Source organism: Nocardia brasiliensis (assembly GCF_042691675.1).
GTDB classification, from domain to species: domain Bacteria; phylum Actinomycetota; class Actinomycetes; order Mycobacteriales; family Mycobacteriaceae; genus Nocardia; species Nocardia brasiliensis_D.
This window is the reverse complement of the sequence record NZ_CP170507.1, coordinates 7419477-7438832: the sequence shown is the minus strand read 5'-3', so window position 1 is coordinate 7438832 and position 19356 is coordinate 7419477. Positions and strand designations below refer to the sequence as shown.

General features: G+C 66.2%; 18 protein-coding genes and 2 pseudogenes. 10 read left to right on the top strand and 10 right to left on the bottom strand.

The genetic code is table 11. The features are described 5' to 3' along the window. Positions 1-48 precede the first annotated feature (48 nt). The 3 genes from mca to ACFK0J_RS34295 all read left to right on the top strand — a co-directional run bounded on the left by mca (position 49) and on the right by ACFK0J_RS34295 (position 2631). Complete coding sequence (mca, locus tag ACFK0J_RS34305) at positions 49-915, top strand: mycothiol conjugate amidase Mca (RefSeq protein ID WP_378743244.1); 867 nt, start codon at positions 49-51, stop codon at positions 913-915. Then, positions 915-1181 carry a hypothetical protein gene (locus tag ACFK0J_RS34300; RefSeq protein ID WP_218471503.1) on the top strand — a complete coding sequence of 89 codons (267 nt, stop codon included), beginning with the start codon at positions 915-917 and terminating at the stop codon, positions 1179-1181. The genes mca and ACFK0J_RS34300 overlap by 1 nt, the downstream gene beginning before the upstream one ends. A 139-nt stretch (positions 1182-1320) precedes the next feature. Next, entirely contained in the window at positions 1321-2631 is a 1311-nt protein-coding gene (locus ACFK0J_RS34295) for an FAD-binding oxidoreductase (RefSeq protein ID WP_378733847.1), read from the top strand. A gap of 8 nt (positions 2632-2639) precedes the next feature. On the opposite strand, the gene ACFK0J_RS34290 is transcribed toward ACFK0J_RS34295, so the two are convergent. Continuing rightward, positions 2640-3032, bottom strand: coding sequence for a VOC family protein (locus tag ACFK0J_RS34290; RefSeq protein WP_378743242.1), 393 nt, complete (start codon positions 3030-3032; stop codon positions 2640-2642). Between the two features lie 445 nt (positions 3033-3477). Between ACFK0J_RS34290 and ACFK0J_RS34285 the strand changes: the two genes are divergently transcribed. Beyond that, complete coding sequence (locus ACFK0J_RS34285; protein ID WP_378733846.1) at positions 3478-4056, top strand: TIGR03086 family metal-binding protein; 579 nt, start codon at positions 3478-3480, stop codon at positions 4054-4056. 9 nt (positions 4057-4065) lie between these two features. Here ACFK0J_RS34285 and ACFK0J_RS34280 read toward each other — a convergent pair whose 3' ends face one another. Both ACFK0J_RS34280 and ACFK0J_RS34275 read right to left on the bottom strand, forming a co-directional pair. Next, a complete protein-coding gene (locus ACFK0J_RS34280) occupies positions 4066-4251 on the bottom strand; it encodes a hypothetical protein (protein ID WP_378733845.1) in 186 nt (61 codons plus the stop codon). 260 nt (positions 4252-4511) lie between these two features. Then, entirely contained in the window at positions 4512-5078 is a 567-nt protein-coding gene (locus tag ACFK0J_RS34275) for a GyrI-like domain-containing protein (protein WP_378733844.1), read from the bottom strand. A 399-nt stretch (positions 5079-5477) separates the two neighbouring features. Here ACFK0J_RS34275 and ACFK0J_RS34270 point away from each other — a divergent pair. Continuing rightward, a pseudogene (locus ACFK0J_RS34270) lies at positions 5478-5642 on the top strand (DUF255 domain-containing protein); the annotation flags it as partial. Positions 5643-6418: 776 nt separating this feature from the next. On the opposite strand, the gene ACFK0J_RS34265 reads toward ACFK0J_RS34270, so the two are convergent. Together ACFK0J_RS34265 and ACFK0J_RS34260 are read right to left on the bottom strand one after the other, a co-directional pair. Beyond that, positions 6419-7051: a hypothetical protein gene (locus ACFK0J_RS34265; protein ID WP_378733843.1), complete on the bottom strand. Its 633-nt coding sequence runs from the start codon at positions 7049-7051 to the stop codon at positions 6419-6421. An 88-nt stretch (positions 7052-7139) separates the two neighbouring features. Then, complete coding sequence (locus ACFK0J_RS34260) at positions 7140-7520, bottom strand: hypothetical protein (RefSeq protein WP_378733842.1); 381 nt, start codon at positions 7518-7520, stop codon at positions 7140-7142. A gap of 645 nt (positions 7521-8165) precedes the next feature. On the opposite strand from ACFK0J_RS34260, the pseudogene ACFK0J_RS34255 reads away from it, so the two are divergent. Beyond that, positions 8166-10230 (top strand): annotated as a pseudogene (locus tag ACFK0J_RS34255) (thioredoxin domain-containing protein). A gap of 382 nt (positions 10231-10612) precedes the next feature. Here the strand turns inward: ACFK0J_RS34255 and ACFK0J_RS34250 are convergent. Together ACFK0J_RS34250 and ACFK0J_RS34245 are read right to left on the bottom strand one after the other, a co-directional pair. Further along, the gene (locus ACFK0J_RS34250; protein WP_378733841.1) at positions 10613-12226 is read right to left on the bottom strand and encodes an adenylate/guanylate cyclase domain-containing protein; all 1614 of its coding nucleotides are present in this window, start codon (positions 12224-12226) and stop codon (positions 10613-10615) included. 156 nt (positions 12227-12382) lie between these two features. Then, the gene (locus ACFK0J_RS34245) at positions 12383-13006 is read right to left on the bottom strand and encodes a hemolysin III family protein (RefSeq protein ID WP_378743240.1); all 624 of its coding nucleotides are present in this window, start codon (positions 13004-13006) and stop codon (positions 12383-12385) included. A gap of 282 nt (positions 13007-13288) precedes the next feature. On the opposite strand from ACFK0J_RS34245, the gene ACFK0J_RS34240 reads away from it, so the two are divergent. Further along, positions 13289-14068, top strand: coding sequence for an isoprenyl transferase (locus ACFK0J_RS34240; protein WP_218471496.1), 780 nt, complete (start codon positions 13289-13291; stop codon positions 14066-14068). Positions 14069-14084: 16 nt separating this feature from the next. Then, on the top strand, positions 14085-14690 hold the full coding sequence (locus ACFK0J_RS34235; RefSeq protein WP_378733840.1) for a hypothetical protein: 606 nt from the start codon (positions 14085-14087) through the stop codon (positions 14688-14690). Positions 14691-14696: 6 nt separating this feature from the next. Here the strand turns inward: ACFK0J_RS34235 and coaA are convergent, their stop codons facing one another. Next, positions 14697-15629, bottom strand: a complete 933-nt coding sequence (coaA, locus tag ACFK0J_RS34230) for a type I pantothenate kinase (RefSeq protein ID WP_218471494.1) — start codon at positions 15627-15629, stop codon at positions 14697-14699. Between the two features lie 236 nt (positions 15630-15865). On the opposite strand from coaA, the gene ACFK0J_RS34225 reads away from it, so the two are divergent. After that, a complete protein-coding gene (locus tag ACFK0J_RS34225; RefSeq protein ID WP_378733839.1) occupies positions 15866-17062 on the top strand; it encodes a DUF885 domain-containing protein in 1197 nt (398 codons plus the stop codon). 445 nt (positions 17063-17507) lie between these two features. On the opposite strand, the gene ACFK0J_RS34220 is transcribed toward ACFK0J_RS34225, so the two are convergent. Both ACFK0J_RS34220 and ACFK0J_RS34215 read right to left on the bottom strand, forming a co-directional pair. After that, positions 17508-17954 carry a nitroreductase family deazaflavin-dependent oxidoreductase gene (locus ACFK0J_RS34220; protein ID WP_378733838.1) on the bottom strand — a complete coding sequence of 149 codons (447 nt, stop codon included), beginning with the start codon at positions 17952-17954 and terminating at the stop codon, positions 17508-17510. An 18-nt stretch (positions 17955-17972) separates the two neighbouring features. After that, positions 17973-18431: a PaaI family thioesterase gene (locus ACFK0J_RS34215; RefSeq protein WP_378733837.1), complete on the bottom strand. Its 459-nt coding sequence runs from the start codon at positions 18429-18431 to the stop codon at positions 17973-17975. Between the two features lie 239 nt (positions 18432-18670). On the opposite strand from ACFK0J_RS34215, the gene ACFK0J_RS34210 reads away from it, so the two are divergent. Next, positions 18671-19246 carry a TetR/AcrR family transcriptional regulator gene (locus ACFK0J_RS34210; RefSeq protein WP_378733836.1) on the top strand — a complete coding sequence of 192 codons (576 nt, stop codon included), beginning with the start codon at positions 18671-18673 and terminating at the stop codon, positions 19244-19246. Positions 19247-19356 lie beyond the last annotated feature (110 nt).

The following is a 19356-nucleotide window of genomic DNA, read 5'->3' as shown; positions in this document are numbered from 1 at the left end:
CCCGCGAGCGAGAGCGATGGTGAACGAGACGTGAGTGGCCTTCGCCTCATGGCGGTGCATGCCCACCCCGACGACGAATCCAGCAAGGGTGCCGCCACGACCGCCCGGTACGCCGACGAAGGACACGACGTCCTGGTCGTAACGCTGACCGGTGGCGAACGTGGCAGCATCCTGAACCCCGCGATGGACACCCCCGGCGTCCTCGACCGGATCAACGAGATCCGCCGCGAGGAGATGGCCGCCGCGGCGCGGGCGCTCGGCGTGCGCCAGCACTGGCTCGGTTTCGTCGATTCCGGTCTGCCGGAGGGTGATCCGCTGCCGCCGTTGCCGGAGGGGTGTTTCGCGCTGGTCCCGCTGGAAGAGGCCACCGAGGCGCTGGTCCGGGTGGTTCGTGAGTTCAAGCCGCACGTCATGACCACCTACGACGAGCTCGGCGGCTACCCGCATCCGGATCACATCCGTTGCCACGAGGTGTCGGTCGCCGCGTTCGATGCGGCCGGCGATCCGGAACGGTTCCCCGACGCGGGCGAGCCGTGGACACCGCTGAAGCTGTACTACGACCATGGGTTCACCGCGCGCCGGATGGAGGTCTTCGCCGAGGAGTACGAGCGGATGGGCGAGCCGTTCCCGCTACAGGAGTGGCTGGACCGGATGCGTAAGTACGTCCCCGAGCGCGGCGACGTGTTCTCCAGGGTCACCACGCAGATCGACTGCGCCAAGTACTTCCCGCAGCGTGACGACGCCCTGCGCGCGCACGCCACCCAGATCGACCCGAACGGCGCGTTCTTCGCCATCCCGCTCGAGCTGCAGCAGCGGCTCTGGCCGACCGAGGAATTCGAACTGGCCAAGACCAGGGTCAAGACGGCGCTGCCGGAAACCGACCTGTTCGCCGGCATCGAAGACGAGCAGCGGTGATGCTGGTTCTGCTCGCCCAGACGCCGGGCACGCCGACCGGGCCCGAGTTCGGCAAGGCTTCGCCGCTCGGGTTGGTCCTGATTCTGCTGCTGCTGGCAGGCACGGTGCTGCTGGTTCGTTCGATGAACAAGCACATCAAAAACCTGCCCGCGACATTCGAGCCCGACCACCCCGAGCCGGACCAGGAAGCCGACGAGGGGACCGAACCCGGCATCACCAAGCGGACCGACGAGGTCGAGCCGGACGGCCGGTCCGACAAGACCTGACTTTCGGTCGCTGAGCTGTTGCTTGTCACCTTTTCGCGCGCTGTTTCGTCAATGAGATAGTCGCGGCTCGATCCCCCGGTGGATTCGCTGCCGCGCATCTGTTTTCGATCACGAACAGTTGCGAAAGTAGGAATAGGTAATGGCATTCGAAGAACTGCGTGGCGCGTTGACCGGCCAGGTTCTGCTACCGGGTGACGAGGGATTCGACGGGGTGGCACGGCCGTGGACGTTGACGGTGACCCAGCCGGTGGCCGCGGTGGTGCGGGCAGCGGACGCGGAGGATGTGGCGGCCGTGGTCGCCTACGCGCGGCGGGCGGGTGTGCCGGTGGTCGCACAACCGACCGGGCACGGTGCGTCGGGTGGCATCGAGGACGCGATCCTATTGCGCACCGGGCGGCTCGACAGCGTGCGTATCGACGCCGAACGGCGGGTGGCGCGGGTAGGGGCCGGAGCGAACTGGGGACAGGTGCAGGCCGCGGCGGCGGCACACGGGCTGACCGGCTTGGCGGGCAGCAATCCGGTGGTCGGGGTGACCGGATACACCCTCGGTGGTGGACTCAGCTGGTTCAGCCGCAAGTACGGCTGGGCCTCGGATGCTGTGCGCGCCTTCGAGATCGTGGATGCCACGGGTACTCCGACGCGGGTCACCGCCGCGAACGATCCCGAGCTGTTCTGGGCTTTGCGCGGTGGTGGCGGTGATTTCGCCGTCGTGACGGCGCTGGAGTTCGACCTGGTCCCCGCGCCCGCCCTCTACGGCGGCCGGGTGATGTGGCCCGGCAGCAGGACGCGTGCGGTGTTCGAGGCGTTCCAGGAGATCACCGCGACAGCGCCCGACGAGCTGTCGGTGTGGTTCCACCGTCTTCAGTTCCCCGACGCACCGCCCATGGTCGCGCTCGATGCCGCCTATCTCGGTGACGCCGCGGCCGGACGTGCGCTGTTGGCTCGCTTGGATGTGATCGAGGATCCGATTGCCGACACGCGTGGCGTGCTTCCGGTCGCGAGTCTCGGTGACATCACCGCCGAACCCACCGATCCGAGCCCTGCGCTGTCCCGTGCCGAACTGCTCACCGATCTCGGCGATGCGGTGCTGAAAACCCTTGTGGACGAGCCGATCTCGCCGCTGGTGAACATTCAGATCCGGCACCTCGGCGGCGCGTTGGCGCAGGCCCGCCCGGCGGGTGCGGCGCGCGGCCCGGTGACCGAGCCGTACCTGCTGTACGCCTTCGGTCTCGGTCTCCCGCATCTCGCGGCGGCGGTCAAGGCGCGCAATGCCGAGGTCGTCGACGCGATCAGCGGCCACATCAGCGGGCTGAAGCCGTACACGTTCCTGACTCCGGACGAGTCCGCGGCGGCGGCCTTCGACGAGGCGACACTGACTCGGTTGCGCGCCATCAAGCGGAACCGCGATCCGCAGTCGGTGATCCGCGCGAACTACCCGGTGTCGGGATAGCGCCGAGATCAGGTGGGGCCGAGCAGATCCCAGCGGTTGCCCGCGATATCGCGAAATACCGCGACCCGCCCGTAGGGCTCTTGCCTTGGCGCAGTAATGAATTCGACGCCGCACGACGCCATCCGGTGGAATGCGGCGTCGAAATCGTCTACCCGGAGGAAGAATCCGACTCTGCCCGCCGTTTGGCCGCCGATCACCTCGGCCTGTTCGGCGCCGTCCGCGCGGGCCAGTAGGAGACCGGTCTGCGCGCCGGGCGGGCGAACGACGACCCAGCGTTTGGGTCGCCCGTCGTTGGTCGTGGCGGGGGTGTCCTCGATCAGTGCGAAGCCGAGCGCTTCGGTGAAGAAGGCGATCGCCGTGTCGTAGTCCTCGACAACGAGGGTGCAGAGGTCGATTCGCATGGTCACGACATAGTAGGCGCGGGCGGAACGAAGGTGGCCCCGGAAACGCGCACGGCGGGGTGTTTGTCGGCGGAAATCGACTGGTCGATCTGCTGAACCCGCAATGTGCGGCTTGCGACATCGGTGTGAATTGAATCGGGGTAACCGGTTTCGATAACACCGATTGAAAGTGATTGTCAGCTGCACTCCGCGCATAGTGCGCTCTACGGTCGCAACGATGGCGGCACAACACTTTTCGTGCCCGGCGAGGCGGTCGTTGCGTGCGCTCCCGGCGCATTGCACACTGTAGCGAGATGCATTCGGCTCGCGCATCCGATTAATCCATCGGCCACCGAGAAGCACACTGCTGGCAACCTATTTCGCCGCGAGCAGCTTTCGCAACGGCCTCCGTATGTCGCTCGCCTGTGTTACCAATTCAGCCAGACCGCTCGACCGAAGGAAGCTCATGGACAACGTGATCGGACAGATCGACCGTGCTCTCGACGCGACGAGCGTCATCGTCGCCGCCTTGGACGACGGCACCATGACCGCGCCGACTCCGTGCCGGGAGTGGGACGTGCGCACCGTGCTGAATCACACGGTGGGCGGCATGCACGTCTTCGCGGCCGCGTTGAGCGGCACGGATTCCGGCGCCGATCACGAATCCGATTGGCTCGGCGGCGACCCGCAGGGCGCGTACGCGGCGGCGGCGGAGGTGGATCGGGCGGCCTGGCACCGGCCGGACGCGCTGGACAACACCGTGCACATTTCGCTGGGCGCACTGCCCGCCCAGATGGCGGCCATGGTGCACCTCACCGAGTTGATCGTGCACGGCGTCGACCTCGCGGTCGCCATCGACCGGCCCGATCTGGCCGACGACGAGCTGTGCGGCGAACTTCTCGCCACCATGCAGGCCAGGGGCGGCATCGACAAGTTCCGCGCGCCGGGCATCTTCGGCGCCGAAGTAGCTGTCGAGGACGAGGCGCCCGCCCATCGCCGGCTGCTCGGCTACGTCGGCCGCGACGTGCTGGCGCGGACGTCCTAGCGGGTTTCGCTAACGGATCCGCACCACGGTCGAGGCCGCGAGTAGCAGGAGTTCGCGGGCCGCGGCTTGCCGGTAGCCGAGTCGCCCGCTGTGGTTGCGGTGCAGTTCGTGTTGCTCGGCGTGGATCGACGATGTCGTCGCACCGATATTTCGGAGCGCGTCGTCGTTGCGCCGTGCGATGGTGAATTTGCGCATGGCAATTCCGCCCTTTCTCCGGATGCAGGTTTATCGGCCCGATTTCATACGCGCCCACCGTATTTCGGGCACATCAAAGAAACGTGTGCCGTGCACTGTGGGTGCGTGTTCTGCGCGCCGGAGTTCGCGGTCGGCACCGAACACAACGGTGGTAGCTCTACCGGTCGAGCTACTGGTTCCGCCGAACAGCTGCGAATCCACTGTTGTCCGCGCACCGGGCGCGTTTCGAACTGTATCGGGTCGAATTCGACCGGCGCATCCTATTTTTCGGCGAGGCGGCGAACCGGGTGGCGCAGGATGGTCTTGGTGGTCGCGGCCGCGGACCGGCGTGGGTCGGACAGATAGATCTCATGGTGGCGGCCGTTCATGGTGAGGCCGTGGGCGGACATGAACGCGTCCATTCTGGCCAGTGTCTCCGGCTCGGTCGCGTACGGGCCGACGTGCAGCACCTGAACGGCGTCCCCTTCGGTGATCCGCTCGAAGGTCGCCGCTCCGTGCACCATGTCCGCGGTGACCACTTCCGGCATACGGATCATCAGCTTCCAGTGCCATTGCTCACGGGGCACCGTGAGCGGGGGTTCGTCGGATTCCACCCACCACAGACCCTCCAGCTTCGGCACCACGAAGTCGTGTCCGGCCGCCTTCGCGATCTTCTTGGCGTCGTACGCGGTCCGGTACAACGCTTCTACAGCCGAGGTGTACTCCGGACCCGCCGGGGCGCCTGAACCGGTGACCGTCAGGTAGCTGTAAGTGTCGAAGGTGCGCAGCGTCGGCTCTGTCGGTGCGTGGTAGTAGTGCTTGTCGGTCTTGGCCAGGTCGAGTTTCATTCCGCCACCCTCGCCGCTCCAGCACCTGGAGAGTCAAGCGCCACGCCGACCTGCAATATCGGCACCCCCGCCGCCTACGGCAGTATTGAATTCGCGGTCCGCACCACCAAGGTCCAGACCGATGCGTCCGCCTCGTGCGCCGATGCGAAGCGGCTCGGTGCCGCGCTGTTCGGATCGCTGCCCTGACCGGGAAGCTGGCGCGCGCGGATGCGGTCGATCCGTTGATACGTGTTGATTCCGGCTGCCGCTCAGCGCTCGAGGACAGGTGGCCCAGCGGAGCTCGACCGCCAGGCGGCCGTTCGGTCGTCGTTTGAAGTAGGACCGACCACGGTGCAGCCCAACCCCGGGCGAATCCACTGCCTGCTGACCTGCGCACCCCGACTGTGAGACGGTGGAGTCATGAACCGGCTCGGGAACGCGACCTCTCCGTACCTGCGGCAGCACGCGGACAATCCGGTGCACTGGCAGGAGTGGGATGCCCAGGCACTGGCCGAGGCGCGGGAGCGGGATGTACCGATCCTGCTCTCGGTGGGGTACGCGTCGTGCCACTGGTGTCATGTCATGGTTAAAGGTTGCTAGGTGCATTTCTGCAGGTATAACTGCATCGGTGCGCGAATTCGGTTGTCCTCACCCTCAATTGGATGCGGTCGGCTAATTGTCTAACGCCTAACTCTGTGGCGTGGACCGCCGTCACCGCATGCTGTCGGTACTACTTTTCACGTGATGACCAACAAGTCGGCGGTGTGGCGGCAGGACGGGTGCTGAGCGGTGGAGCTTCTTGCGTGCCAGTTCGAAACGGGAGACCGTCGTATATGGACCTTTTGGCTGGTGCGGTCTGACCGACTCGTGGAAGAAGGCGGGTTCATTCCCGGCGTCAGAGTCCGTCGTATCGGGGCGAAGACCGCTCGCTTCTCCGCAAGTAAGGCAGTACAACTGGAGGCAATCCCACTTCGGTAGTCAGTCTATGGATCGCCGAACGTGCATACGGGTGAATCATGAAGATCGTGTTATTCCTAAACAGGTCATCGATCTCACCAGGATCGGGGGTGTCGCCAACAAGTTCGAGATCGGCGACATGTGAAACCGTAATTGTCGCGAGCTTTGCATTCTGCGCTGGTGGTTCGCCGTCCGATGGTGTGGTCTCAGAGAAATCCACTGTGTGGGTAACGCGTACCAGAAGCCGTTGGTCCTGAAGCACGTACTGTGGGTCGCTGATTCGCACCGAAATATCGATCTCATCGGGTAGATCGATCGCATGTACCCTCGCGAGGAGCTGAACTGCCCGTACATCACGCATGGCAGTGCGCGCAATCAGGGACGTCCGGGGAGGGTTGGCAGGGTCAGGCACGGGCAGTTTCGTCGTGCTCACGGATGGTCCCTTCGGGCTCCAGGCTGTAATTTGTACGGATACGCAAGCCAGCTGTTCGTAGTGGGAAGTTCGTGGGCCCGACGCGGCCGATAACTATCTCGCCCATCGCGGAGCCAGCCTGGATCATATGCCATTCCTGGGCGGTATAGTCTGGCACATTCGCAAGGCGGGCCTCGATGTGGGCGATTACAGACTCACTCGGCCAATCTTTCTCGATTGGGAAATCGTAGTTCGCAATCAACCACTCTGCGATATCCGGCCACAGCCAGATCTTGGACGTTCGAGATTCTTCACCCACGGCACCGTACGGCGCTGGAAACGAACGAGCATTGGATTCGCCCGCCCATTTGCGTACTGCTTCGCGAGAAAAACCTGTGCGATGTGCGATATCGCTTGCTGAGACCAGGTCTCGGTGGACCCTTCTTACCCTTGCGGAGCGGAAAGTGCAGGTTACCTGCCGTGCGAACCTGACAACATCGCTCGTGATATCAGCTGAATCGGGAAAAACTGTGGCGGTCACCGTCCCGTCAACGGTGGACCAGAGCGCTGACGCCAAGGCGGAAGCGCCGATCGCCTCGAGCGTCGCTTCCTGAGACAAGTCCACACCCTCCACCTGGACTCTAACGGACACAGACATGCAGTCTCACACCCTCCCTGCAGTCGATCTCCCACGTTGACAATCGCCAACTCTGTCAATCATTGCACGTCGACCCGCCTGGGCTACGGGTTAGGGACTTTCTCACATTGTCGATTCGGCGTGTCAGCTGCTTGCAGCGGGCGCGTCGGGTTTTGACCGCCTCGGCCAGGGGCGGGGCCTTGTCCAGCTCGGACTTGGCGTCGGCAACGTGCGTCGTTGCTGTTTCTGCGGCCTGGCCCACCGTTGTGGATGGATCCGCCCCCACGCCAGTCAGCGCGCTGGAAACTACGGCGCTCTGGGTTTCGATCTCATCGACAAGGCGACTGAACTCATCCCAAGCGGCTACCTGCTCGACAAGGCCACATGCTTCATCGAGCAAGGTCGCAGCAGCTTCGGCTCGCTCCTTGGCCAGCATCGCCTCTGCGGCTTCCATCATGGCATTTGCCTTCCGCAGAAGGTCATCAACTACGGCAAGCACATTCGTTGTCGAGGCGCTGTGCACGCACTTGTCGATGTCCCGACGTGCTTGGCGTGCAACATTTTCGGCGCCTCGGCCAGTGGAGAAGATCTTGAACTCGCAGCTACCGGATTCACACTTGAGCGTCGCGAAAGTGTGGCCCGAGTGCGGGACGATTCGCCATCCGCGTTCCCTCGCGTAGTCCAGTGTCTCGCGCCAGCATTGCGACGGATGTCTTGGCCACGTATCCTCCGGCCCCAACTCCACTGCGGTCTCCCTGCGCCGACTTCCCGCTCCCAACCTGTATCAGTGTGACAGAAGTCAAACCCAGCATAGTGTGATGCCCAGAGTCGGTCGGCGTAGGCCGACTAGCGGCTTGTCTGGGATCAATTGACGATTCAGTCGCTTCTCTACCGTCATCACGGTTTCGGTGGTCTCGCTGCGGAACTAGCCCGACCAGGCAGTGATCACGGAGTTGATTAGAGCTGAACAGTCCGCATCCGTTCGCGCCCTCCCACTCACAACATGAGCCACAGAACTCCCACGAGCAACAGAACAAACCTACGAGGCGGAGTCATCCGCGCTGGCTGGATTGGGGACGGTGTGTGTGGAAGGCTGGTGGACGTGAACCGATTAGGTGGGGCCACGTCACCCTATCTTCGTCAGCACGCGGGCAACCCGGTGCACTGGCGGGAGTGGGGAGCGGAGGTGATGACTGAAGCAGCCAGGCGGGACGTACCCATTCTTCTTTCGGTAGGGTACGCATCCTGCCACTGGTAGCTTCAGTTACCACTGGTGTCATGTCATGGCGCACGAGTCGTTCGAGGATGTGGCGACCGCCGAGTTGATGAACGAGAACTTCGTCTGTGTGAAGGTGGATCGGGAGGAACGGCCCGACCTGGACGCGGTCTATATGAACGCCACGGTCGCGATGACCGGTCAGGGTGGGTGGCCGATGACGTGTTTCCTCACTCCGGACGGCGAGCCGTTCTACTGCGGCACCTATTACCCGAAGCTGCCGCGCGGCGGGATGCCCTCGTTCACCCAGCTGCTCACCGCGATCACCGATACCTGGCAGCATCGGCGCGACGAGGTGCACAAGGCGTCCGCCCAGGTGACCGAGGCACTGCAAGCGCAGGCCGCCGGCTTGCCCGACTCGGACTTCACGATCACCGCGGAACTGCTCGACCACGCGGTCGCCGCGGTATTGCGCGACGAGGACCACAAGCACGCCGGATTCGGTGGCGCGCCGAAGTTTCCACCGTCGGCACTGCTGGAGGGTCTGCTGCGCAGCTGGGAACGCACCGGTGACCCGGCCGTGCTCGCGGCGGTGACCCGGACCGCCGAGGCGATGGCCCGGGGCGGCATCTACGACCAGCTGCGCGGTGGTTTCGCGCGTTACTCCGTCGACGCCGCCTGGGTGATACCGCATTTCGAGAAGATGCTCTACGACAATGCCCAATTGCTGCGCGCGTACGCGCATTTGGCGCGGCGCACTCCCGCAGGGGAGCGGGAGCCGTTGGTGCGCAGGGTCACTCGCGAAACCGCGGAGTTCCTGCTCGATGATCTCGGCACCGAACATGGTGGTTTCGCCTCCGCGCTCGACGCCGACACGCACCTCGAACCGGGGCAGCCGGGGGTGGAGGGCGCGACCTACGTATGGACGCCCGCCGAGCTGGTCGGCGAACTCGGGCCCATCGACGGCGCTTGGGCCGCAGAGGTTTTCGGCGTGACGACCGCGGGGAACTTCGAGCAGGGTACCTCGGTGCTCACCCGATACGCCGACCCCGCCGACCATGAACGTCTCGAACGAATCCGGGACGCCCTCCGCGCGGCCCGAGGCGGTCGCCCCCAACCGGACCGCGACGACAAGGTGGTCACCGCGTGGAACGGCATCGCGATCACCGCATTGGCCGAGGCGGGCGCCGCGCTGGGGGTGCACGACTGGGTGAGCGCCGCCGCGCGTTGCGCGCGATTCCTGTTGTCCGAGCACGTAATCGACGGCCGGGTCCGCCGCGCCTCACTCAACGGGGTGGCCGGAACATCTCCCGGCGTGCTGGAGGACTACGCCTGGCTCGTCACCGGCCTGCTCGCCCTGCATCAGGCCACCGGCGAACTCAGCTGGCTCGATGAAGCACAACGCCTGCTCGACGCGGCGATCCAGCACTTCGCCGACCCGAACATCCCCGGCAGCTGGTTCGACACCGCCGATGACGCCGAAACGCTGGTCACCCGCCCCCGCGATCCCATCGATGGCGCCACCCCCGCAGGCGCCTCCTCGCTCGCCGAAGCCCTGCTCACCGCCGCGGCCGCCAGCGACCCCGACCGCGCCGTCCCCTACCGCGCACTTGCCGAGCAAACCCTCCAGCGCGGCGCTGTCGTCCTGGCCCGCGCCCCTCGCTCCGCCGGTCAATGGCTCGCGGTCGCCGAAGCCGCGCTCCGCGGCCCACTCCAGATCGCCATCGCTATCGTCACCGAGCCATCCAGCGACCCAAGCGAACTCCTCGCCACCGCCCGAACCGCAGCCCCCGGCGGCTCGGTAGTCCTCGCCGCCGCACCGAACTCGGTACCCCTGCTGGCCGACCGCCCGCTGTTGCACGGCCAACCAGCCGCCTACGTCTGCCGCGGCTCGGTTTGCGACCTCCCAGTGATAACCACCGCTGAACTCCGCGCAGCTCTGGAACGCTAGACCCGCCAGGTCCGACCCGGGGTTACAGAGACTCTCGACGCATCACAGCGGTTGTCGTCGCTGTGAGGCGTGCGGAGGGGCTGTGACCCGCCGCCTGCCGGTGACATCCGCCGCCGAGCTTTCGCGCAGCTCTGGAACGCTGGATCCTGGCGAGGCCCGAACCGGGTCACAGAGGCTGTCGACGGGCCACAGCGGTTGTAGTCGCTGTGAGGCGTGCGGATAGTCTGTGATCCGTGGTCCGGCGTTGGTGCCGTGGCGGCCAGGGTGCGGAAGGTCTGTGACTCGGTGCCCGCGATGAGTGCCGTGGTGGGTCGGCGTGCGAAGGTCTGTGACCCGTCCGCTGTGAGCGCCGCGGCGGGCCAGGACGCGGAGGGCCAGCGACTCAGTCGGTTTCGGTTGCGGCGGTGCGGACTTCGGCTACCGCGCTGCGCTCGGTGTTCGGGTCCGCGGTGCCGCTCGGGGCGGCTGCTTGCGAGCCGTTGGTGCTCGAGGGGCTGGTGGGGCGCTGGTGGGTGTCGGTCCAGCAGGCCGTCGGCTTCTTCATGCCGCGCAGCAGGATGGTCTCGTAGAGCGTCCATTTCGCGCGTTCGTGCGGTGCGGCGGCTTCGATGACGGTGCCGCTCACCAGAATTCGACGGGGGACCTCTTTGGCCTCGGTGGTGAGGCGCGCGGCCTCATTGACCGCGTCGCCGATGACGGTGTACTCGAGGCGGGTGTCGGTGCCGACGTCGCCCGCGAAGACCAGGCCGTGCGCGACACCGATGCCGATGTCGAGTTCGCCGGTCGCGACCACCTCGTCACGGATCCGGCGCGCCGCGCGCAGGGCGGGAGTGGCGTTGTCGCGCAGGGCGATCGGGGCACCGAAGATGCACAATGCCGCGTCGCCCTCGAACTTGTTGACCAGCCCGTTGTTCTCCTCGGTGGCGGTGACGACGGTCGCGAGCAGCCGGTTCAGCTTGGCGACGAACTCCTCCGGGGGCAGCCCGGTGGACAGTTCGACCGAGCCGGTCACGTCCACGAACAGCGCGGACACCTCCCGCACATCACCGGTCAGGTCGACGCCGCCGGCCAGCGCGCGCTCGGCCACCTCGGTGCCGACGTGCCTGCCGAACAGATCCCGCATCCGTTGCCGCTCACGCAGATTGGCGACCAACTCGTTGACCGAGTTCTCCAACCGCCCGATCTCGCTGGTGCTGCCCACCGGTACCCGCACCTCGAGATCGCCCTTGGTGATGCGATCGAGCGCGCGACGCAGCGTGCGCATCGGCGTTGCCACCGCGCGTGCCAGGAAGGCGGTGGCCAGCGCGCCGACGGCGAGGCCGACCACCGAGAGGTAGATGGCGGTGCGCACCCGGTCGGCCGGATCGGCGACCGGATTGCCCAGCACCACGATCAGCATCAGCAGCGGCAGCGCCGCCGCCACCGCCCAGCTCACCACCACCCGGACCAGCACCGAAGAACTCCAGTGCATGGTCGGGCCGAGCACCGCGGCCACCACCGGAATGGTTGGGCGGATCAGCCGATCCACGATGAGGAAGGTCAGCCCGACCGATTCGAACCCGCCGAAGGTGAACAGCGCCGCCATCACCGCGGGGTCGTTGTCCGGCGTCACCCGCATGAGCGTCACGGTGGCCACGATGACGCCGGTGATCCACACCGCGAACGCGCGAGCGGTGATGATGATCGGCAGGCGCAGCAGCTGCCGCGCCTCCGCCTCGGTCGGTTTGCGGCCCTGATCCAGCCAGCCGAAATGGGAAGCCCGGTCCCGGATGGCGAGCGCGACCCCGAGCAGGAAGCCGAGGGTGGGATAGATGCCGACCAGTGCCGTCGACCGAATCCAATTCGGGCCGAGTCTGCTGAGCGACCCGCTGAGCCACAGCTCGGTAATGATCACCGCGAGACCGCTGAGGTTGGCGGTGATCACCACCGCCGCCAGACCCGCCCGGGCCTTGAGCGCCCAGATGACCAGCCGGGCGATCATGGCGTTCGCCCGCACGCGTCGGCCCGCACCGGCAGCGTCATGCTGCGGCAGGCGTCGATCCTCTGCTGTGCCATCGTTGCTGCCCCGTCTCGTTCCGTTCTCGTTGCCGACTTTATTGCGGGAACGACGAAAACGGCACAGCCGGGCCGTTGCGTCGGCCGTTCGCGCCGATCAGCGCAGGACGACCAGCCAGACCGCGATGTAGTGGGTGAGGGCGGCGAGCACCGTCGCGGCATGGAAGAACTCGTGATGGCCGAAGACGGTCGGCCACGGGTTCGGCCACTTGGTGGCGTAGAGAATGGCGCCGCCACTGTAGAACAGCCCGCCGACCAGCAGCAGGATCAGCGGCGCGATGCCGATCTGGGTGTTCAGCTGACCGGCGACCGGCACGATCGCCCAGCCGAGCAGCAGATAGAGCGGCACGCCGACCCAGCGGGGGGCGGTGGGCCACAACAGTTTCAGCGCGACACCGGCCAGCGCACCGGCCCACACCACGATGAGCAGCGTCTGCCCGGTGCGGCCGGGCAGGCCGAGCAGAGCGAAGGGGGTATAGCTGCCCGCGATGAACAGGAAGATCATCGAGTGGTCCGCCCGCTTCATCCGGATCCGGGCCTGCGGGGTCGGCCAGGTCACCCGGTGGTAGACCGCGCTGATGCCGAACAATCCGCACACCGTCAGCCCGTATACGGCGGTGGACCATCCCGCGGTGGCCGAGATGGTCGCTGCCTTGGCGATCAGCACGATGGCCGCGACTGCCGCGATGCCCACCGCCCAGGTGTGGATCCACCCGCGCATCCGCGGTTTGCCGAGTACGTCGGCCAGCGCCTCGCTCGCCGACCTCTGGTCTTCGACCACTCCAGTGTCACCGCCGCCGACAGATTCGGACACGAGCTACCTCCTGGTTCCACTCGCCGGTAACCTACGGAACCGTAGGTTATGGCCCCCCGTCACTGTACCGGGATACCCGGTCGGTGCCGGGATCCTCGCCCCGGGGGCGTACCTCCGCCTTCGCTCCGGCCGTGCGCAGGTCTGTCGACGGACTCCGTCCGGCAGTGCCGGTGGGAGTAGGGTGGCCGCGTGGAGCTTCCGGTTCAGGTGCGGGGTTTGCCGTATCGCATCTACGAGGCCCGGCTGACCAAGCAGCTGGCCGGCAAACAACATCCCCGGCACGTCGCGGTGATGTGCGATGGTAATCGGCGCTGGGCCCGCGAAAACGGATTCACCGATGTGAGCCATGGTCATCGGGTCGGCGCGGTGAAGATCGCCGAGCTGGTCGGCTGGTGTCAGGCCGAGGGCATCGAGATGGTCACCGTCTATCTCCTCTCCACCGAGAACTTGCAGCGCGATCCCGACGAGTTGGAAACGCTGTTCGAGGTGATCACCGACGTGGTCGAGGAACTATCGGCGCCGGAACAGAATTGGAGCGTGCGGATCGTCGGCTCGCTCGACGGGTTCCCGGAGCTGATCGCGAAACGCCTGCGCACGGCCGCCGAACGCACCGAAGGCCGGGACGGCGTGCATGTGAACGTGGCCGTCGGTTACGGCGGCAGGCAGGAGATCACCGACGCGGTGCGCTCGCTGGTTCGCCAGGAGATCGCGGCGGGGGAGACCGGCGAGGACCTGGTGCAGTCGATCACCGTGAACGCCATCGGCCAGCACCTCTACACCTCCGGCCAGCCGGACCCGGATCTGGTCATTCGTACCTCCGGGGAACAGCGACTCTCCGGATTCCTGCTGTGGCAGAGCGCATACTCGGAGATATGGTTCACCGAGGCATACTGGCCGGAATTTCGGCGCGTGGACTTCCTGCGGGCACTGCGCGACTTCGCCGCACGGCATCGCCGGTTCGGCATCTGACTCCTGGCGGTGCGTCATGAGCGACCTCGACAGCCGCTCCGACGGGCATCGCGCGAAAGTGCCGGAGGCCGTGCCCTACATCAGCTACGAGGAGTTCGGCCGCCGGTTCCTCGAATACGCCGCCACCGAGCAGCGCATTCTCGGCGCGTTCGACCAGTTGACCGGTGCCGCATTCGATTTCGGCCCGATCGGCGTCGGCCCGGGCCGGTTGGCGAAGGCGAGCGCGCAGGTGCAGCTCGGTCAGGCCGAGGTGCGCCGCGATATCGAGGACGTGATCTCGTTCGCGCTGAAGATTCCGCTGAGCGTGGACATGCTGATCGATCTCGCGCTGGACAAGCATCGGTTCGAGGTCGACGGCAATATCCACCTGCACCTGATCGTGCGCGCCGCCGAGCCGCTGCGCGTCGTCATCGACATCGCCACCCCGCGATCCAGCGATGTCCGGATCAACGTCGCCACCGACACCATTCGGGGGCAGCTTCTGCGCATCCTCGCCAGCGTCGACCAGGAGATCCGGCGATTCATCGCCCGCTATATCGCCAAGGAGATCGAGAAACCGCACATTGCCGCGGCCCGCGATATCAATGTGGCAAAACGGCTCGACGAAGCGTGGAAATTGTAAGCGGGATCACAATTTACGCAGTCGCAGTCTATTGATGCTGTGGTCGGCGTCCTTGCGTAACACCAGGGTGGCCCTGGGCCGAGTCGGCAGAATGTTCTCCACCAGATTCGGGCGGTTGGTGTTGTTCCAGATCTCCTGCGCCGCCGCGGTGGCCTGCTCATCGGTGAAGGCGGCGTAGTGGTGGAAATGCGCGTTCGGATTCGCGAACGCGGTCTTGCGTAGCGCGAGAAACCTTTGCACATACCACTTCTCGATGTCCTCGATGCGGGCATCGACGTAGATCGAGAAGTCGAACAGGTCCGAAACCATCAGCCGCGGCCCGGTCTGCAGCACGTTCAGGCCCTCGACGATGAGAATGTCGGGTTGCCGCACGCAGTGGAACTTGCCGGGCACGATGTTGTAGGAGATGTGCGAATACACCGGCGCGCACACCTCGGGCGCACCGGATTTCACCTCGGTGACGAATCGCAGCAGCTTGCGGCGGTCGTAGCTCTCCGGGAAGCCCTTGCGGTGCATGATGCCGCGACGAGTGAGTTCCGCGGTGGGATAGAGGAATCCGTCGGTGGTCACCAGATCCACCCGCGGATGGTGATCCCAGCGGGACAGCAGCGCCTGCAGCACGCGCGCCGTGGTGGATTTACCGACCGCGACGCTGCCCGCGACCCCGATCACGAAAGGCACCTGCTGATCGGGGTGCGTCTCGCCGAGGAAGGTGGCGGTCGCGGCGAACAACCGTTGGCGCGCGGCCACCTGCAAGTGGATGAGTCGAGCGAGCGGCAGATACACCTCCGCTACTTCTTCGAGGTCGATCTGTTCGCCGAGACCGCGCAGGCCCCGCAGTTCTTCCTCGGTGAGCACCAGGGGAGTCGACTTACGCAGTGTGCGCCACTGTTTCCGGTCGAATTCCACATACGGGCTGGGCTCGCTCATTCGTGCCACTTACCCGACGCTCCACTTCGGCAAACACGCACACATACCGTGCCGGCTCCGTGTGATTCGGTCTAACTCTCGCCGCATAGCCGAATTCTGCTCTGCGTCAACATCGTGGGAAAAACGGGGTACCGATACCGGGTGGTAACCGGGTCGAAGCTGATACTTTCCGCCGGGCTACCGCATGTCGACGGCGCGGGATTGTGCCGCGCGCGGACTGCCGCCGAGCGGCTAATGTCGATCGGATGGAAGCGCATCCACTCGTGACCGAGTACCTGCGGCTCGGCTTGGCATTCGACCGGCTCGAAGACGGGTTCGTGGACGCCTACACCGGTGATCCGGCGTTGCGTCGCGAAGTGGAGAACGCCCCCGCGCCGGAGCCGCGGCAGCTGGCCCGCCGCGCGGCCGAACTGCGCGGCGGACTGGCCGATGCGGGTCTGACCGCCGAGCGCACCGAATTCCTGGATGTGCACCTGCGCGCGCTGGAATGCTCCGGCCGCAAGTTCGCGGGTGACGACATCGGCTTCGTCGACGAGGTGCGCGCCTACTTCGACGTGGACATCGCCCCCGGTGACGTCGAGGAATATCGAGACGCGCACCGGCAGCTGGACGAGGTGCTCGCCGGGGACGGCACGCTGGCCGAGCGGATGGCCGCCCATCGCAAGGCCGACGAGATTCCGCCGGAGCGGCTGGCCGCCTGCGTCGACGCGTTCTCCAGCGCGTTGCGCGAGTTGGTCCGTGCGCGCTACCCGCTGCCCGATCACGAGCACGTCACCTACGAGGTGGTCGGCGACAAGCCGTGGTCCGGCTTCAACTACTACCTCGGCAACTACCACTCGCGGGTCGCGATCAACTCCGACCTCAAACAACACATGGCGCACCTGCCATCACTGATCGCGCACGAGTCGTACCCGGGCCACCACACCGAGCACTGCCGCAAGGAGGCCGGGTTGGTCGCCGCCGGGCAGGCCGAGCAGACACTGTTCCTGGTCAACACGCCCCAGTGCCTGATGGCCGAGGGCCTTGCCGACCTCGCACTACGCTCCATCGTCGGGCCCGGCTGGGGCAAGTGGGCCCAGGAAATCTACGCCGACCTCGGCCTGCGCTTCGACGGTGAACGGGCCGAACGGCTTTCGACCGCCTCGGCCAAGCTGCTCAGCGTGCGTCAGGACGCGGCACTGCTGCTGCACGACCGGCGGCGCAGCGAGGACGAGGTCGCCGAGTTCCTGCAGACGTGGAACCTGGTCACCCCGGAGCGCGCCCGCCAGTCGCTGCGCTTCCTGTCGTCCCCGCTGTGGCGCGCCTATATCTCCACGTATGTGGAGGGCTACCGTCTGCTCGGCGGCTGGCTGGACCAGGCCGCCGACGCGGACGAACGCGCGGACCGCTTCCGCCGCCTGCTGGACGAACCGCTCACCCCCGGCGCACTCCGCCGAGGCTGACCCCGCCGCACCCTTTCGGCGGATCCGCGTCTTCTCCGTAAAGGGGTGCAGATCCCGGGAAAGGGTGCGGCTGCGGGCGTTGTGCCGCACGGTGCGATCCCCTCCGGTCCGAGCCGGTCGGCCGAACGTCCGCGTCGTGCTGCCGGGTGGCGGCGGGATTCGGGTGCGTTACTGGATGACAGCGCAGCTCTGGCCGGATGAGATGGTGCACATGATCTGGGACAGCTGGCGGAGCAGTCCTTCGATCGGGTTGGTCGGTACGGCGATCAGACTGAACATAGCGACTCCTTCGAGACGTCGGTGTGAACGATGTCACCTGTTAACCGGTGCTAACGGACCGTTCTGTTACGTCTCGCAGCGCCCCGAAAACACCTGCCCCCATGGCTCGGGGCAGACCCGCTGCACAACAGCTCGAACCGCTGTGCAGTGTGCGGGGGTCTGTGGTTCAGGCGTCGAACGTGATGCGCACTGAGATGGCGTCGCTGGCCAGGGCTTTCATCACCCATTCGGCTGCCGATTCGGGTACGCGGCCGGTGGCCATGCTGCGGGAGCGGGCGACCACGTCGTCGTCGGGGACGAAGGTGGCGGTGCCGGTGTGCCAGCGCTTGCCCTGGCGCAGGCGCACTTTCGGGTCGGCGGCGATATTGCGGGCCCAGCCGGAACGGTAGCCGTGCTGGGAGATCAGCCAGGCGCCTTCGTCGTCGAACGCTACGGTGACCGGAACCCGGCGTGGCTGACCGGATTTGGCGCCGGTGGTCTCCAGTTCGGAGACGAACCTGGAGCGGATGCCGACCCGGTCGAGCAGGCCGACGGCGGGGTTGGCCAGGTAGCGGCCGACGAAGCGCTCGCGCCGGAATTTGCGCACGGCGGCGGCGGTGCTGCGTTCACGCATGGCGATGCTCCTTGTGCCTCAACGGTTTCCACGGAAGATGACGCAGGTGGTGGTGGCGTGCGCGACCAGGCGGCCCTGTTCGTCGACGACGCGACCTTCCGCGGTCGCGGTGGTGTGGCCGACGTGGATGGTGGTTCCGGTCGCGGTGAGCCGCTGGCCGTCGGTGGGGACGGCGCGGATGTAGTTGATCTTCAGCTCCAGCGTGGTGTAGCCGACGCCCGCCTCGAGGGTGGAGTGCACCGCGCAGCCCATCACCGAGTCGAGCAGGGTGGCGCAGATGCCACCGTGCGTGGTGCCCAGCGGGTTGGCGAACTCGGGCCGGGTCCGCAGGCCGAAGACGACCTTGCCGTGCTCGAGTTCGTCCACCTCCATGCCGAGCAGGTCGCCGATGAACGGCGGGCGGTTCGGCATCGTCATCGCCGTGCGCAGCAGCTCTAGGCCCGACAGCTGGGCGAGGTCGATCGTGGTTTCCGACATGAATCCGTCCTCTCGGTGAACCGATCGGTCCACATCTGTCATGATTGCAGCATGGACCGATCGGTTCACGCAACCGTGCTCGAGGAGGATTGCCGCGTGGAAAGCCCCTCGAGCCGCGCCGACAACGCCGAAAGCTGCGGCATCCCTGCTCTGCCTCGGCTAGGTGTCGTGAGTCACAATCGAGCGGAGCCCGCCGACTCGACGGGCGCTCGGAACTTCCACGGGACAGGGGTGGCCGGATGACCGCAGGCCCACGAGCCCGGCTGATCGAGAGTGCGATCGAACTGGTCCGCGAGCAAGGCGTGCACGCGGCCGGTCTCACCGCCCTGCTCGATCGCAGCAAGGCATCGCGCAATTCGCTGTATCAGCACTTTCCGTCCGGTAAGGGCGAGCTGGTCGCCACCGCTACCAAGATCGCCGGTGCGCGTTTGGGTGCGGTGATCGAGAAGATCACCGCATCGCGTCCGCCGGATCGGTGGCTCGACGCCCTGATCGGCTGGTGGATCACGGCGCTCGAAGCGAGCTCGTTCCGCACCGGCTGCCCGATCGTCGGCGCGGCCCTGGCCGAATCCGAGCCCGGCGTGCAGGCGGCAGCTGGCGCGGCGTTCGCCGAATGGCATGAAAAGCTCGGCGCCGCATTGGTTTCGGCGGGCATGTCGCCAGCGGAGGCGAAATCCTTCGCGAGCTTCGTGATCAGTGCGATGGAGGGTGCCATCGTGCAGTCGCGGGCGGTGAAATCCACTCAGCCACTGAATGACGCGCAGCAGCACCTCGGAGTCCTGTTGGCGGGCTACCTACCGGCAGCGGACCCGTAAGGCCCGCGCCGCACACTCTTCGGTGTGACGCGCGGGAAATCGCATGTGATTCGGTGTATGGGAATTCAAGGGGTGCGCGGTTCGGAAATTCCGATCTCCGCCGAGGTAGT